This window comes from Amaricoccus sp. W119 (assembly GCF_047275745.1).
Classification (GTDB): Bacteria; Pseudomonadota; Alphaproteobacteria; order Rhodobacterales; family Rhodobacteraceae; genus Amaricoccus.
In genome coordinates this window covers 33,632-48,076 of sequence record NZ_JBKQWU010000007.1, presented here as the reverse complement: position 1 = coordinate 48,076, position 14,445 = coordinate 33,632, and the positions used below count along the sequence as shown (strand labels likewise).

At 68.0% G+C, this 14,445-nt stretch carries 14 protein-coding genes; 8 read left to right on the top strand and 6 right to left on the bottom strand.

Annotated elements, in window-relative coordinates; all coding sequences use genetic code 11:
* Positions 1 to 25: 25 nt before the first annotated feature.
* Genes ACLJK8_RS06265 through ACLJK8_RS06255 form a run of 3 tightly spaced genes read right to left on the bottom strand, consistent with a single transcriptional unit; the run spans position 26 to position 3,196 of the window.
* Positions 26 to 841 carry a transglutaminase family protein gene (locus tag ACLJK8_RS06265; RefSeq protein ID WP_413149248.1) on the bottom strand — a complete coding sequence of 272 codons (816 nt, stop codon included), beginning with the start codon at positions 839 to 841 and terminating at the stop codon, positions 26 to 28.
* Positions 842 to 1,795 carry an alpha-E domain-containing protein gene (locus tag ACLJK8_RS06260; protein WP_413149247.1) on the bottom strand — a complete coding sequence of 318 codons (954 nt, stop codon included), beginning with the start codon at positions 1,793 to 1,795 and terminating at the stop codon, positions 842 to 844.
* A 9-nt stretch (positions 1,796 to 1,804) separates the two neighbouring features.
* Positions 1,805 to 3,196 (bottom strand): circularly permuted type 2 ATP-grasp protein, encoded by a 1,392-nt coding sequence (locus tag ACLJK8_RS06255; protein WP_413149246.1) that lies wholly within the window; start codon positions 3,194 to 3,196, stop codon positions 1,805 to 1,807.
* Positions 3,197 to 3,556: 360 nt separating this feature from the next.
* On the opposite strand from ACLJK8_RS06255, the gene ACLJK8_RS06250 reads away from it, so the two are divergent.
* From ACLJK8_RS06250 to ACLJK8_RS06215, 8 genes are all read left to right on the top strand, one after another.
* A complete protein-coding gene (locus ACLJK8_RS06250) occupies positions 3,557 to 4,660 on the top strand; it encodes an ABC transporter ATP-binding protein (protein ID WP_413149245.1) in 1,104 nt (367 codons plus the stop codon).
* Positions 4,661 to 4,722: 62 nt separating this feature from the next.
* Positions 4,723 to 5,856: an extracellular solute-binding protein gene (locus tag ACLJK8_RS06245; protein ID WP_413149244.1), complete on the top strand. Its 1,134-nt coding sequence runs from the start codon at positions 4,723 to 4,725 to the stop codon at positions 5,854 to 5,856.
* 102 nt (positions 5,857 to 5,958) lie between these two features.
* Positions 5,959 to 7,221, top strand: coding sequence for an ABC transporter permease (locus tag ACLJK8_RS06240; RefSeq protein WP_413149243.1), 1,263 nt, complete (start codon positions 5,959 to 5,961; stop codon positions 7,219 to 7,221).
* A 6-nt stretch (positions 7,222 to 7,227) separates the two neighbouring features.
* Positions 7,228 to 8,079 carry an ABC transporter permease gene (locus ACLJK8_RS06235; protein ID WP_413149242.1) on the top strand — a complete coding sequence of 284 codons (852 nt, stop codon included), beginning with the start codon at positions 7,228 to 7,230 and terminating at the stop codon, positions 8,077 to 8,079.
* Between the two features lie 110 nt (positions 8,080 to 8,189).
* The gene (locus tag ACLJK8_RS06230) at positions 8,190 to 8,870 is read left to right on the top strand and encodes a paraquat-inducible protein A (RefSeq protein WP_413149241.1); all 681 of its coding nucleotides are present in this window, start codon (positions 8,190 to 8,192) and stop codon (positions 8,868 to 8,870) included.
* The gene (locus ACLJK8_RS06225) at positions 8,867 to 9,517 is read left to right on the top strand and encodes a paraquat-inducible protein A (RefSeq protein WP_413149240.1); all 651 of its coding nucleotides are present in this window, start codon (positions 8,867 to 8,869) and stop codon (positions 9,515 to 9,517) included. The genes ACLJK8_RS06230 and ACLJK8_RS06225 overlap by 4 nt, the downstream gene beginning before the upstream one ends.
* Before the next feature lie 5 nt (positions 9,518 to 9,522).
* Positions 9,523 to 11,964 carry an MlaD family protein gene (locus tag ACLJK8_RS06220; protein WP_413149239.1) on the top strand — a complete coding sequence of 814 codons (2,442 nt, stop codon included), beginning with the start codon at positions 9,523 to 9,525 and terminating at the stop codon, positions 11,962 to 11,964.
* Positions 11,965 to 11,966: 2 nt separating this feature from the next.
* On the top strand, positions 11,967 to 12,533 hold the full coding sequence (locus ACLJK8_RS06215) for a membrane integrity-associated transporter subunit PqiC (protein ID WP_413149238.1): 567 nt from the start codon (positions 11,967 to 11,969) through the stop codon (positions 12,531 to 12,533).
* A 17-nt stretch (positions 12,534 to 12,550) separates the two neighbouring features.
* Here the strand turns inward: ACLJK8_RS06215 and ACLJK8_RS06210 are convergent, their stop codons facing one another.
* The 3 genes from ACLJK8_RS06210 to ACLJK8_RS06200 are packed head-to-tail and all read right to left on the bottom strand — an operon-like array spanning position 12,551 to position 14,445.
* Complete coding sequence (locus tag ACLJK8_RS06210; protein WP_413149237.1) at positions 12,551 to 13,462, bottom strand: bestrophin family protein; 912 nt, start codon at positions 13,460 to 13,462, stop codon at positions 12,551 to 12,553.
* Positions 13,463 to 13,469: 7 nt separating this feature from the next.
* Positions 13,470 to 14,072: a recombination mediator RecR gene (recR, locus tag ACLJK8_RS06205; protein WP_413149236.1), complete on the bottom strand. Its 603-nt coding sequence runs from the start codon at positions 14,070 to 14,072 to the stop codon at positions 13,470 to 13,472.
* Between the two features lie 28 nt (positions 14,073 to 14,100).
* Positions 14,101 to 14,445 (bottom strand): YbaB/EbfC family nucleoid-associated protein, encoded by a 345-nt coding sequence (locus tag ACLJK8_RS06200; RefSeq protein WP_413149235.1) that lies wholly within the window; start codon positions 14,443 to 14,445, stop codon positions 14,101 to 14,103.

Sequence of the window (14,445 nt, the reverse complement as noted above, 5' to 3'; positions counted from 1 at the left end):
CGATGACGGTCCCCGGCCGTGCTCGTTACTGTTGCCGCTGTGCGATTTCGACCCGGACATCGAGCGCCTCGCCGACGCCGCCGCGCGATACACCGCGAATCGGCGCGGCCTCCCGCGCGTCGCGGCCCGATCCCAGTCGGACGTAACGCTCATCCGGGCAACAGGCATTCGCCGGATCGAAGCCAACCCAGCCGAGCCCCGCGATGTTGATCTCGGCCCAGGCATGGCTCGCATCGCTCTCCGCCGCCTCGTCATCGGCCAGCAGGTAGCCCGAGGCATAACGCGCCGGCAGCCCCCCGGCCTGGGCGATGGCGATCAGGGCATGCGCGTGGTCCTGACAGACCCCCTCGCCAAGCTCCACCGCCTCGGCGGCGGTGGTATGGGCGTGGGTCGAGCCGGGCACATAGGCGATCGCCTCCGAGACCACCTCGCTGAAGCGATGCGCGCGGGAAAGCTCGGTGCCATGCGCCGCCTCGACCGTCTTCTTCACCAGTTCGGCGAGCGCGCCGGTCGGCGCGGTGGCCGCCGTCGGCTGCAGATAGGTGACGGGCGAGACCAGCTCGCGATGCCCGCGCAGGACCCCGGTGGTGTCGGCGGTCTCGACCTCGCCCGCGACGAGGATCTCGATCCGGTCGACCGGCCCCTGGACGGTCATCGTCGTCACCCGGTCCCCCGCGCCATCGGTGAAGGCGGCGCCGAATTCCGCGCCCTCGGCCGAGATGGACCAGGAGCGGACCTTCTGGCCGCCGTTCGAGACCGGGGTCAGCCGGTGGCTTTGCGTCACGAAGCGCATCGGCGCCTCGAAGGCATAGACGGTGGTGTGGCGGATGTTCAGGAGCATTCACTGGACTCCGAAGAGATAGCCGTCGGCGATGTCCTGGCCGATGGCCGCGTTCTGGTTGATGAAGCCGGTCAGGAATTCGTGCAGCCCGGTCTCCATGATCTGATCGAGATCCATCCCCGTCAGCTCGGCCAGCGCGACGCGCATCCGGTCATGGGCGACGTTGGAGCGGCCATGCGAGACGGCCAACCGCTCGAGATGGAAGGCCATCTTGTCATGGCAGTGCAGGAGCGAGCGCGGGCAAGCGCGGTTCAGAATGAGGAAATGCGAGATCTTCCGCGGCGAATACTCACCCCCGGAGGCCCAGTGGAAGGCCCGGAAGGACGAAAGCGCGCGCAGGAGCGTGCTCCACTGGTAGGTGTCGACCGAGCCGCCCACCATGTCGAGCGTCGGCAGCAGCACGTAGTATTTCACGTCCAGGAGCCGCGCGGTGTTGTCCGCCCGCTCGATGTAATAGCCGAGGTTCAGGAAGTCGTAGCCGTCGTTCTGAAGATGCGTCCCCTCGGTCGCGCCGCGCAGCAGCGCCCCCTGGCGCTTGGTCCATTCGGTCAGCGATGGCAGCAGGTCGTCGGTGCGCGGCCGGCGCTCGATTTCCTTCAGTTCGAGATAGGCGCCGTTCAGCGCGTCCCACATCTCCGAGGTCAGCGCCGTACGCACCGCCCGGCCGTTCTGCCGCGCGGTCTCGATGCAGCTTGTCACGCTCGAATGGTTCTCCCGGTCGTAGAACAGCCAGGTCTCCACGTCGCGCTGCCGGAAGTCCTCGCCGAACTTGGCCTCGAAGCCGGAGGAGGAGCCGGCCGCGGCGAGGAGCGAGGCCCATTCGTTGCGATAGCCAGCCCCCGTCGAGGGCATCAGCGCCATCCGGTAGCCGACCTCGAGCAGGCGCGCCATGGTTTCGGCCCGCTCCATGTACCGAGCGAGCCAGTAGAGATTTTCCGCCGTGCGGCTGAGCATGCCCGTTCCTTAATCCGCGAGTACCCAAGTGTCCTTGACGCCACCGCCCTGCGACGAGTTGACGACGAGGCTCCCTTCCCGCATCGCGACGCGGGTCAGCCCGCCCGGGCAGAGATGCACCTGGCGTCCGACCAGGCAGAAGGGTCGGAGATCGACGTGCCGGGGCGCCAGCCCCTCGTCCACGAAGGTCGGGCAGGTCGAGAGCGCGAGCGTCGGCTGGGCGATGAAATCCGCCGGATCGGCCTTGATGCGCTCGGCATAGGCCGCGATCTGCTCCTTGGTCGATTTCGGCCCGACCAGCATGCCGTAGCCGCCGGAGCCGTGGACTTCCTTGACCACGAGATCCTTCAGGTTCTCGAGGACGTACTTCAGGTCCTTCGGGTCCGCGCATTTCCAGGTCTGGACATTCTTCAGGATCGGCTCCTCGCCGAGGTAGAAGCGGATCATGTCCGGGACATAGGTGTAGACCGCCTTGTCGTCGGCCACGCCCGCGCCCGGCGCCGAGCAGATCGCCACGCCCCCCGAGCGGTAGACGTTCATGAGCCCCGGCACGCCCAGCATCGAGTCGGGCCGGAAGCAGAGCGGGTCGAGGAAGCTGTCGTCGATGCGGCGATAGATCACGTCGACCCGCCGCGGCCCCTCGGTCGTGCGCATGTAGACGAAATCGCCCTGCACGAAGAGGTCCTGCCCCTCGACGATCTCGATCCCCATCTGGTCCGCGAGGAAGGAGTGCTCGTAATAGGCGCTGTTGAACGCGCCGGGCGACAGCAGGACCGCGACCGGATCGCCGTCGCACTTGCCCGGCGCCACGCTTTCGAGCGTGCGCCGCAGCCGGTCAGGGTAGTCGTCCACCGGCGCGATCCGCGTGGCGCGGAACAGCTCCGGCAGCATGCGCATCATGATCTCGCGGTTCTCGAGCATGTAGCTGACGCCCGAGGGCGTGCGGCAGTTGTCCTCCAGCACGAAGAACTCGTCCGGGCCGGTCCGCACCAGGTCGATGCCGACGATATGGCTGTAGACGCCCGCCGGGGGCGAGATACCGACCACCGCCGCCTCGAAGGCTTCGTTGCGATAGACGAGCTCGGCCGGGATCTTGCCGGCGCGCACGATCTCGGATCGGTGGTACACGTCGAACAGGAAGGCGTTGAGCGCGCGCGCGCGCTGCTTCACGCCGCGCTCCAGCTTGCGCCACTCGGCCTCGGTGAAGACCCGCGGCATCAGATCGAAGGGGATCAGACGCTCGGTGTCGCCGCCCTCGCCGTAGACCGCGAACGTGATGCCGATGCGCCGGAAGAGCGCCTCGGCCTCGATCTTCTTCAACTCCAGCTGCTCGGGCGGCGTACGACGAACCCAGTCCATCACCTGCGCGTAGGCTGGCCTGATCTGCTCGCCGTCGTACATCTCGTTGAAAAATGGTATGGTCGGTCTCCATGCTCGTACGGGAGTATGTAAATTCGACCGATCCGCAAAAGGCAAGCCGGTTTCCCCGGAGATTGCCCCTCCGGCCCCGGACTCGCCCCGCGGAGCGGACCGGGCCGCCGTCTTCGGGAGGCATCATGTCGCATTGTGCTCACCGGGCGCGCAGATGCTGATTTATTGCTTGATCAATCAGCGCCTGAGCGGAAAGGACGAGGGGTTGCCGGCCAGGGTATGCGTTTCACTGGCATCCACCCGGAATATTTGCGTCATTTCCTCCGATGTGGTTTTCTTCCGGGTGGCCGGGCAGCGGCGCGTCCGGCGATGCGAGGGGATAAGCTACCTATGATTGCTCAGGGTGGGGACCGGGCCTTCGTGGCCTTCGAACATGTCCAGAAGAGCTACGACGGCCTGTCGCTCGTGGTGAAGGATCTGAACCTCGAGATCGGCAAGGGCGAGTTCCTGACGATGCTCGGCCCCTCGGGATCGGGCAAGACGACCTGTCTCATGATGCTCGCCGGGTTCGAGACCGCGACGCATGGCGAGATCCGCCTCGCGGGACGGCCGATCAACAACATCCCGCCGCACAAGCGCGACATCGGGATGGTGTTCCAGAACTACGCGCTCTTTCCGCACATGACGATCGGCGAGAATCTCGCCTTCCCGCTGCAGGTCCGCAAGCTCTCGAAGGCGGAGATACAGACGAAGGTGAGCCGCGCCCTCGACATGGTGCAGATGGGCTCCTTCGCCGGCCGCCGGCCGGCGCAGCTCTCGGGCGGCCAGCAGCAGCGCGTCGCCCTCGCCCGCGCGCTCGTCTTCGAGCCGCAGCTCGTGCTCATGGACGAGCCGCTCGGCGCGCTCGACAAGCAGTTGCGCGAGCACATGCAGTTCGAGATCAAGCATATCCACGAGAATCTCGGGATCACCGTCGTCTACGTGACGCATGACCAGTCCGAGGCGCTCACGATGTCGGACCGGGTCGCAGTCTTCAACGACGGCGTCATCCAGCAGCTCGCCCCGCCCGAGGATCTCTACGAGCGGCCGAACAACAGCTTCGTCGCGCAGTTCATCGGCGAGAACAACACGCTCCGGGGCAAGGTCGAGACGATCTCGGGCGACCGCTGCGTCGTGCGCCTCTCGGACGGCTCGATCATCGACGCCCTTCCCGTAAACGTCACCCAGCCTGGTGACGAGACGCTGGTCTCGATCCGCCCGGAAAGGGTTGAGTACCGGCAGGAGCGGATGCCCGCGGATACCCACAAGCTCGAGGCCGAGGTTCTGGAGTTCATCTACATGGGCGACACGTTCCGCACCCGGCTCAGGGTCGCGGGCAGTGACAATTTCATCATGAAATGCCGCAACGCCGTCGATCAGCGCCGCCTCTCCCCGGGAGAGCGCGTCGTGATCGGATGGGACGTCGCGGATTGCCGCGCGCTCGACGCCGCGTGACTTCCCGCTCCGGCATCGGGGCGAGAGGTGAATCAAGAACAGATTTTGGACAGGAGTTTCCGATGCGCCTCAGACATCTTCTCATGGCAGCCGCCTTCCCGGCCTTCGCGGCCGGGAGCGCCGCGCTCGCGCAGGACGAACTGCCGCCCTGCGAGGGTTGCGCGAATTCGATGACCGTCGTCTCCTGGGGCGGCGCCTACCAGATCTCGCAACAAAAGGCCTATGCCGAGCCCTATCAGCAGCTTACCGGAACGACCTTCACCTGGGACGAAAGCTCTAACGAGGCGGTTGCGAAGCTCCGCGCGCAGTTCGAGGCGGGCAACGTTACCTGGGATCTCGTCGATGTGGAGGGGCCCGACAGCCAGCGTCTCTGCGACGAGGGCCTCGCCATGGAGATCGATTTCGACGAAGTGCTCGTGCCCGGCAATGGCGGCGAGGCACCGACCGACGACTTCGGCGACGCGCTGATCAACGAGTGCTTCATCCCGCAGATCGTCTTCTCGACCACCTTCGGCTACCGCACCGATATCGCCGAATGGAACGGCGAGGTGCCGACGCAACTCTGCGACATCTTTGATCTCGAAAAGTTCCCCGGCAAGCGCGCGCTCGAGAAGCGGCCGAAGAAGAACCTCGAATGGGCGCTGCTCTGCGACGGCGTGACCAAGGACGAACTCTACGACGTGCTCTCGACCCCGGAGGGCGTCGACAAGGCGCTGGCGAAGCTCGGCACGATCAAGGGCCAGACGATCTGGTGGTCCGCCGGCGCCGAGGCGCCGCAGCTGCTCGCCGACAAGGAAGCCGTGTTCGGCTCGACCTACAACGGCCGCCTCTTCTCGGTGATCGAGGAGCAGAAGCAGCCGGTGGCCATGCTCTGGGACTATGAGGTCTTCGACTTCGACGGCTGGATCGTTCCGGCCGATCTGCCCGAGGACCGCCTGGCGCGCGTAATGCATTTCCTTCGCTTCGCGACCGATACGCAGCGCCTCGCCGACCAGGCGGCCTACATCTCCTATGGTCCGGCCCGCGCCTCGTCGCAGCCGCTCGTCGGCCAGCATGCCGTCCTCGGCATCGAGATGGCGCCGCACATGCCGACCAACCCGGAGAACATGAAGAACTACCTCGTCAACAACATCGAATGGTGGGCTGACAACCAGGACGAGGTCGAGGCCAAGTTCCAGGCCTGGCTGGCGCAGTAACGCCGACGGAACCCCCCGGGCGGCCGACTTCGCCCGGGGATAACGAGCGGGAATGCCGACTGACGATACCGATCGGGAATACCGACCAAGAGGGAGACCGAGATGACCGACGCCCCTGCCGGCCCGATGCTCGCCGCGGACGGCACGCCGCTGCGCGTGAGCCTCAGGCGCGCGCTCCGCGCGCAGAAGCTGCGCGCGCTGATGCTGGTCGCGCCGCTGCTCATCTTCGTGCTCATGAGCTTCCTGCTCCCGATCGGTGACATGCTGTTCCGCTCGGTCGAGAACGACATCGTGCCCAACACCCTGCCCAAGACCGTGGTCGAACTCGCCGACTGGGACCCGGGACAGGAGGAACTGCCGGGCGAGGCCGCCTACGCGGCGCTCCGCGACGACCTGACCGTCGCGGTCGAGGAAAAGACCCAGAGCCGCCTCGGCCAGCGCCTGAACTACGAATATTCCGGCATGTCGTCGCTGCTGCGCGGTGTCGGTCGCGACCTGCGCGACATCGATCCCGCGCTCCCCGCCAAGGAACAGTTCATCGAGGCGGACCGCAAATGGGGCGATCCGCGGGTCTGGCAGACGATCAAGCTCTATTCCGGCAACCTGACCTCGGGCTACCTCCTGAACGCGGTCGACATGCGGCTCAGCCCCGAAGGCGTCGTGTCCGAGCCGGAGGGCAACCAGATCTACGTGAAGCTCTTCATCCGGACCTTCCTGATGAGCCTCGGCATCACCTTCGCCTGCCTCCTGCTCGGCTATCCGATCGCCTTCCTGCTGGCGAGCCTGCCGCTTCGCACGTCGAACCTCCTGATGATCCTCGTGCTCCTGCCGTTCTGGACCTCGCTTCTCGTGCGAACCGCCGCGTGGAAGGTGCTGCTCCAGCAGCAGGGCGTCATCAACGACCTGCTGGTCTGGCTCGGCATCATCGACACCGGCAACCGGCTCGTGATGATCAACAACGCCACCGGCACGATCATCACCATGACGCATATCCTGCTGCCCTTCATGATCCTGCCGCTCTTCTCGGTGATGAAGGGGATCAAGCCCACCTACGTGCGCGCGGCGAAATCGCTCGGCGCCAATGACTGGACCGCGTTCTGGCGGGTCTACTTCCCGCAGTCGGTGCCGGGCGTGGGCGCGGGCTCGATCCTCGTCTTCATCCTGTCGATCGGCTACTACATCACGCCGGAACTCGTCGGCGGCACCTCCGGCGTCTTCATCTCGAACCGGATCGCCTATCACATCTCGACATCGCTGAACTGGGGGCTCGCGGCCGCGCTCGCGACGCTGCTCCTCATCGTGGTCCTGCTGCTCTACTGGACCTACGACAAGATCGTCGGCATCGATAACGTCAAGCTCGGGTGAACCGCGATGGCCCTTCCTCCCTATGCATCGACCGGCCAGCGTCTCTGGTACTGGGGATTCCGCGCGATCTGCGTGGCGATCTTCCTGTTTCTCATCCTGCCGATCCTCGTGATCGTGCCCTTGAGCTTCAACGCCGAGAACTTCTTCACCTTCACTCCGGCGATGCTCTCGCTCGACCCCGACGGCTATTCGACGCGGCACTACCAGGACTTCTTCACCAACCGCGACTGGCAGACCGCGCTCTGGAATTCGCTCACCATCGCGCCGGCGGCGACGCTGATCGCGGTCGCCCTCGGCACGCTCGCCGCGGTCGGGTTGAGCCAGAGCCATGTTCCCGCGCGCGGTGCGATCATGGCGATCCTGATCTCGCCGATGATCGTGCCGACGATCATCTCCGCCGCGGGCATGTACTTCTTCTATTCGCGGCTCGGGCTGCAGGGCACCTACTGGGGCGTCGTGCTCGCCCATGCCGTGCTCGGCATCCCCTTCGTGATCATCACCGTGACCGCGACCCTCGTCGGCTTCGACCGGAGTCTGACGCGCGCGGCGGCGAGCCTCGGGGCCAATCCGGTGCGGACCTTCTTCAAGGTGCAGATGCCGCTCATCCTGCCGGGCGTGATCTCGGGGGCGCTCTTCGCCTTCATCACCTCCTTCGACGAGGTGGTGGTCGTGCTCTTCGTCGGTTCCGCCTCGCAGAAGACGCTGCCCTGGCAGATGTTCATCGGCCTGCGCGAGCAGATCTCGCCGACGATCCTCGCGGTGGCGACGGTGCTCATCACGATCTCGGTGCTCCTGCTCGCGACACTCGAGATCCTGCGGCGGCGGCAGGAGAAGCTGCGCGGCATGTCACCGGGTTGACGTGGCGGGCCGACACGACGGGCCGACAAGGCGGGCCGGACAAGGCGGGCCGACATGACCGCGCGCGGACCAGGCCTTTTCCCGCGTCGGCGAATACCTAGATCAGGGGCATGAGCCGACCAGAACCCACCCCCGCGCCGCCCCTGCCCGGCGGCGCCGATGCGCCGCTGATCGCCTGCCCGGTCTGCGACTTCCTGCAGCGGCAGGCCGATCCCCCGATAGACGGGCGGGTCAGTTGCGCGCGCTGCGGCGAACTGCTGATGACGAACCGGCGCGGCGCCTTCGAGCGCACGCTGGCCGCCGCGATCGCGGGGCTGATCCTGATGGTCGCGGCCGTCACCTTCCCGTTTCTCGAAATGTCGATCGCCGGCCTGTCGAGCACCGCCTCGGTGATCGAGGTCGCCCTCGCCTTCCAGGGCGGGCTTGTCACCGCGCTCTCGGTGGCGACGCTGCTGCTCATCGTCATCATCCCGGTGCTGCGCGCCGCGGCGCTGACCTATGTCCTGCTGCCGCTCATCCGCGGCCGCCCCCCAGCGCCGCGGGCGGAGCGCGCCTTCCGCCTCGCGCGCGAACTGAAACCCTGGGCGATGGCCGAGGTCTTCGTGGTCGGCGTCGCCGTGGCGCTGGTCAAGATCGCCGGCATGGCGACGATCTCGCTCGGACCGGCGTTCTGGGCCTTGACCGCGATCGTCGTGCTCGTGGTCTGCGAGGGGAGCGGATTGAGCGAGTGGACGGTCTGGCGCGCGATCGAGCGCGCGCGCGCCGTACATCCGGAGGCGCCCCGGATATGACGCGCCGCCATCCTCCCGCGAGTACCGCGCAGGGCCTGACCGCGCGCGCGGCCGGTCTCATCGGCTGCCGGGTCTGCGGGCTCGCCTCCACGCCCGACCACACCAGCTGCCCCCGCTGCGGCGCGCATCTCGCGAGCCGGGCGCCGCGCAGCCTGCAACGGGTCTGGGCGCTCTGGATCGTCGGGCTGATCTGCTACATCCCCGCGAACCTCTTGCCGATCATGATCACGAGCACCATCGGCCAGAGCTATGTCTCCACCATCGTCGGCGGCGCCGTGGAGGTCGCGCAACATGGCGACATCCCGGTCGCGCTCGTCATCCTGATCGCCAGCGTCGCGATTCCGATCGGCAAGTTCGCCGCGATCGGCTTTCTCGCCTATTCGATCCAGCGGGGCGTCAGCGTGCCGCCGGCGGCGCGCATCCATCTCTACGAATTCGTCGAGTTCATCGGGCGCTGGTCGATGATCGACGTCTTCGTCGTCGCGATCCTGAGCGCGCTCGTGCATCTCGGCTGGCTGGCCTCGATCGAACCCGGCCCGGCGGCGCCCTTCTTCGCCCTGTCGGTCATCTTTACGATGTTCTCCGCGCAGGCTATGGATCCCAGACTGATCTGGGACAGCGCGGAGCAGAACAGGAAGAATGGCTGACGAGCATGCCTGAGACGGACGCGCCGGACCCGGTCGTTGAGGGGCCGAAGGAGGTCGGAGCGGGCCGGAGAATATCCGCCGTCTGGCTCATCCCGGTCGTGGCCCTGCTGATCGCGCTCGGCGTGGCTTGGAGAAACCACGATGCCCGCGGCCCCCTGGTCGAGATCGTCTTCGACGACGCCGAGGGCATCGACGCGGGCGAGACCGCCGTCCGGTTCCGCGACGTGAACGTGGGCGAGGTCGAGGAGATCCGGCTCTCCCCCGATCTGACGCAGGTCATCGTCTCGGCTCGGATCGACAAGGACGTCTCCCAGTACCTCGACGCGGACGCGCAGTTCTGGGTCGTGCGGCCTTCCGTCACGTCGCAGGGCATCTCCGGCCTCGAGACCGTGATTTCAGGCGCCTATATCGAGGCCTACTGGAACAACGAACCGGGCGAGTACCAGGACCACTTCACCGCTCTGCCCGCGCCGCCGCTGACGCCGGCGGGCCAGCCCGGGACCCGCGTGCGGCTCCGCGCGCCCGAGGGCGGTTCCATGGTCGTGGGCGCGCCGGTGCTCTTCAAGCAGATCGAGGTCGGGCGGATCGAGAACATCCAGCTGACCGACGCGGGCGACGTGATGATCGACATCTTCGTCAACGCGCCCAACAACACCCGGCTGACCGAAGCCACGCGGTTCTGGAATGCGAGCGGCATCGACATCAGCCTCGGGCCGATGGGCGCGGAGCTCAACGTCGCGAGCCTCATCTCGATCCTGCAGGGCGGCGTCGCCTTCGACACGATGGGCACGCAGTCCGCGCGGGTCGAGGACGGCCATGTCTTTCAGCTCTACGATACCGAACGCGATGCCCGGGGCGATGTGCTCGAGAGCGAACCCGGTCCGAGGCAGCTTCTGTCCGCCTATTTCGACGGCTCCGTCGCCGGCCTCTCGCCCGGCGCGCCGGTCGAGTACCGCGGCCTGACGGTCGGCGAGGTGACGGCGGTCGAGGCGGTGGTGACCGAGCGCGGCGACGCGCCCGCCGTCGCGATGCGGACCACGCTTTCGATCTCGCCGAGACGCATGGGCATCCCGGCGGGCACGGACGAGGAGGTGTCGGCCGGGACGCTGGACCTGCTCGCCGCCGAGGTCGGGCGCGGCATGCGCGCGCGGCTCGCAGCCTCGGGCATCCTCAGCCAGAACCTGTACGTGGACCTCGCCCTGCTCGACGATCCGCCGCCGGACCGCTTCTACCGGGCATCCGACCCGCCCACCCTGCCGACGGCTCCCTCGGACGCGCAGGCGCTCGAGGTCGCGGCGCAGGGGGTGCTCCAGCGGGTCTCGAACCTGCCGATCGAAGAGCTGATGCAGACGGTCCAGAACCTGCTCTCCAACGTCAACGCGGTCGTGAGCGGCCCGGGCGTGCGCGAGGCGCCGGAGAACCTCGCGATCCTGATCGCGGATGTGCGCGAGGTGATCGCCGACCCCGGCATCCAGGAGGCGCCCGAGCGTCTCGCCGCGATCCTCTCCGCCACCGAAGGCGTGGTCCTGCAGGTCGAGGAGCAGCGGCTGGTCGAACGGCTCGGCGCCGCGCTCGACGCGACGCGCGCGGCCGTGGCCGAGATCAGCGCGGTCGCCTCCGAGAACGTGCCGAGGGTCGTCGATCAGATCAACGCGCTCGCGGCGCGGATCGAACAGATGCCGATCGAGGAACTCCTGACCTCGGGCGACGATCTCATCGCCTCGGTCGACGCGCTGGTGCGGAGCCCGGGCGCCACCGAGATCCCGGCGAATTTGAATGCCTCGCTGGAAGAGGTCCGCGGGCTTCTCTCCGAACTGCGCGCGGGCGGCGCGGTCGCCGATGCCACCGCCTCGATCGCCTCGCTGCGCCAGATCACCGGGCAGCTCGCGGCCTCCGACCTCGCCGCGCGGATCAACGAGGTGGCCGATCAGGCCACCCAGGCGATCGGCAACGTCAATACCGCCAGCGCCGAACTGCCCGCGCTGCTCCGGAGTCTGCTCGATCTGTCGAACCGGGCGAACGGCCTGCCGCTCGAGGATCTCGCGACCGAGGCCACGCAGCTTCTCGCGACCGCCGACGAACTGCTCGGCGCGGAAGGCACGCGCCAGCTGCCCGCCTCGCTCGGCGGCGCGCTCGACGAGTTGCGCGCGACGCTGGCCGAGCTTCGCGCGGGCGGCGCGGTCGAGAACGTGAACTCGGCGCTCGCCTCCGCCGAGGAAGCCGCCGATGCGATCACCCGCGCCGTAGCCGACCTGCCGCCCCTGGTCGCGCGGCTGAACGCCCTCGCCCAGCGCGCGGACGCGGCGCTGGCGACGATCGGTCCCGACAGCCAGGTGAACCGCGAGACGCTTTCGCTGCTGCGCCAGGTGAGCCAGACGGCGAAATCGATCGACGACCTCGTCATCGCGCTGGAGCGCAGGCCCAATTCCGTGATCTTCGGGAGATGAGAGTGAGAGCCGTCCTGATCTTGCCGCTTCTGGCCGCCCTCTCCGCCTGCGGCGCGCCCGACTACTACCTGCTGCCGCCCGAGACGGCCGCGGCCACCGCGCGGTCCGGGCGGGTCAGCCTCGCGGTCGCCGACATCGACCTGCCCGCCTATGCCGGCGCGCTCGAGATCGCGGCGGTCGGTCAGGGCGGCGCGGTCCGGCTCGAACAAAGGGCGCTCTGGGCCGATACGCCGCAGCGCGCGCTGACCCGCCATCTCGTCTCGTCGTTACAGCGCCGGCTCGGCGGGCAGGTCATGGCGGACCCCTGGCCCGCCTTCGATCCGCCCGCGCTGCAACTCCGCGTCGTCGTGGACCGGATGATCGGCGGACCGGGGACCACGCTCGATTTCGCAGGCCAGTACATCCTCGTCTCCTCCGCCTCCGGCGGCATCGTCGCCTCCGACCGGTTCGGGATTCAGGTCCCGACGGAGGCGCCGGGCTACGGCGGGCTCCTCGCCGCCCATGCGAGGGCGGTGGAGATTCTCGCCGATCAGATCGCGGCGCGGATCTCGGGCCGGGCGGGCGCCTGACCCGGCCGGGGCCGGCCCTACATCAGCAGGTGGTAGTGCGGCTGGGGCAGTTCGGGCAGTTGGCTCTGCCCCATCGCCTCGCGCAGATTGATCTCGATCGTATCCGCCAGCGCCTGAATCGGCAGGGCGTTCAGGTCGTCGCCGAACGGCCGCTCGAGCTCGTCGCCGAGCGCATCGAGCCCGAAGACCGCGTAGGCGACCAGCGTGCCCACCAGCGGCGTGAAGTACCCCAGCGCCTCCACGAAGCCGAAGGGTAGCAGCACGCAGAAGAGGAAGGCGATGCGATGCAGCAGCACGGTATAGGCGAAGGGCACCGGCGTCAGCCGGATGCGCTCGCAGGCCGCCTGCGCCTCGCCCAGCGTCCGGATGTGGTTGTCGACCACCTGCCACTCTATGTCGCTCAGCCGCCCCGCCCGATGCTCGTCGATGAGACTCCGGGCGGCGGCGCGCAGGATCGCGTCGGGGGGATTGCGGCTCGCGAGATAGGCCTCCCGCGCGTCCCCGGGCAGAACCGCGAGCACCCGGTCGTGGCCAACGCTCTGTCGAAGCTGCGGCACCATGGCCTGTGCGAAGGCCATGGTGAGCGCGAGAAGGCGCAGCCGCGCCGGTGACTCGGCGCCGAGCAGGAGCGTCACGCGGCCGAAGTCGCGGCAGGTCGCGACCAGCGATCCCCAGATCTTGCGTCCCTCCCACCACCTGTCATAGCAGGCGGCGTTGCGCGAGCCGAGGAAGACCGAGAGCGCGATGCCGACGAGCGCGAAGGGTGCGCCGTCGATCGAGCCGATCCAGTCGGGCCAGACCTGATGTCCCCCGACGATCGCCATCGACACGACGAAAATCAGGCAGAGCCTCGGCAGCACACGCGGCAGGATCGAGCCTCGGACCAGAAAGAACAGCTTCCAGATCGACGGGCGGGGGCGAACGATCATCGGCGCGTCAGATCGCGCGCCGCGCGCTCAGCGCCGCGCCGATGGTGCCGTCGTCGAGATAGTCGAGTTCGCCTCCGACCGGCACGCCCTTGGCGAGCGTCGAGACGGTGATCCCGAGCGGCGCCAGCTGGTCGGCGATGTAATGCGCCGTGGTCTGGCCATCGACCGTGGCATTGAGCGCGAGGATCACCTCGCGCGCCCCGTCCGCGCGGGCGCGGGCGATGAGGTCGGGGATACGCAGCGCCTCCGGCCCGACGCCGTCGAGCGCCGAGAGCACCCCTCCGAGCACGTGATAGGCGCCCCGGAAGGCACCGCCCCGCTCCATCGCCCAGAGGTCGGCGACGGTCTCGACCACGCAGATCTCCCCCGTCGCGCGCCTTGGATCGGCGCAGATGGCGCAGAGCGAGCCGGTCGCGATATTGCCGCAGCGTTCGCATTCTCGCACCGTCGCCGCGACTTCGCTCAGCGCGGCGACGAGCGGGTCGAGCAGGACCGCGCGGCGGCGGATCATCTGCAAGGCCGCGCGGCGCGCGGAACGCGGCCCGAGCCCCGGCAGCCGCGCCATGAGCGCGATCAGCCGCTCGACCGGTTCATCCGCCCCGCCCGCCATCTTGCCCCGCGCCTTTCCGTGCCCCGCTTCAGAACGGCATCTTCATTCCGGGCGGCAGGTCGAGCCCCTCGGTGATCTTCGCCATCTCCTGCTGCGCGGCGGCGCCGGCGCGCGCCTGCGCGTCCTGGATCGCCGCGACGATCAGATCCTCGACCACTTCCTTCTCCTCGGCGGTGAAGAGGCTCGGATCGATCGCGACCCCCTTGACGATGCCCTTGGCGCTCGCGGTGACCTTGACGAGCCCCGCCCCGGCCTCGCCCACGACCTCGATGTCGTCGAGCCGGGCCTGGGCCTCGCCCATCCGGGTCTGCATCTCCTGCGCCTGTTTCATGATCTTGGCCATGTCGCCAAGCTGTCCCAGTCCTTTCAGCAT

Bases quoted from the DNA above. Each gene is read 5' to 3' on its own strand.
- ACLJK8_RS06265 (WP_413149248.1), bottom strand. From the start codon at position 841: ATGCTCCTGAACATCCGCCACACCACCGTCTATGCCTTCGAGGCGCCG.
- ACLJK8_RS06260 (WP_413149247.1), bottom strand. From the start codon at position 1,795: ATGCTCAGCCGCACGGCGGAAAATCTCTACTGGCTCGCTCGGTACATG.
- ACLJK8_RS06255 (WP_413149246.1), bottom strand. From the start codon at position 3,196: ATGTACGACGGCGAGCAGATCAGGCCAGCCTACGCGCAGGTGATGGAC.
- ACLJK8_RS06250 (WP_413149245.1), top strand. From the start codon at position 3,557: ATGATTGCTCAGGGTGGGGACCGGGCCTTCGTGGCCTTCGAACATGTC.
- ACLJK8_RS06245 (WP_413149244.1), top strand. From the start codon at position 4,723: ATGCGCCTCAGACATCTTCTCATGGCAGCCGCCTTCCCGGCCTTCGCG.
- ACLJK8_RS06240 (WP_413149243.1), top strand. From the start codon at position 5,959: ATGACCGACGCCCCTGCCGGCCCGATGCTCGCCGCGGACGGCACGCCG.
- ACLJK8_RS06235 (WP_413149242.1), top strand. From the start codon at position 7,228: ATGGCCCTTCCTCCCTATGCATCGACCGGCCAGCGTCTCTGGTACTGG.
- ACLJK8_RS06230 (WP_413149241.1), top strand. From the start codon at position 8,190: ATGAGCCGACCAGAACCCACCCCCGCGCCGCCCCTGCCCGGCGGCGCC.
- ACLJK8_RS06225 (WP_413149240.1), top strand. From the start codon at position 8,867: ATGACGCGCCGCCATCCTCCCGCGAGTACCGCGCAGGGCCTGACCGCG.
- ACLJK8_RS06220 (WP_413149239.1), top strand. From the start codon at position 9,523: ATGCCTGAGACGGACGCGCCGGACCCGGTCGTTGAGGGGCCGAAGGAG.
- ACLJK8_RS06210 (WP_413149237.1), bottom strand. From the start codon at position 13,462: ATGATCGTTCGCCCCCGCCCGTCGATCTGGAAGCTGTTCTTTCTGGTC.
- recR (WP_413149236.1), bottom strand. From the start codon at position 14,072: ATGGCGGGCGGGGCGGATGAACCGGTCGAGCGGCTGATCGCGCTCATG.
- ACLJK8_RS06200 (WP_413149235.1), bottom strand. From the start codon at position 14,445: ATGCTGAAAGGACTGGGACAGCTTGGCGACATGGCCAAGATCATGAAA.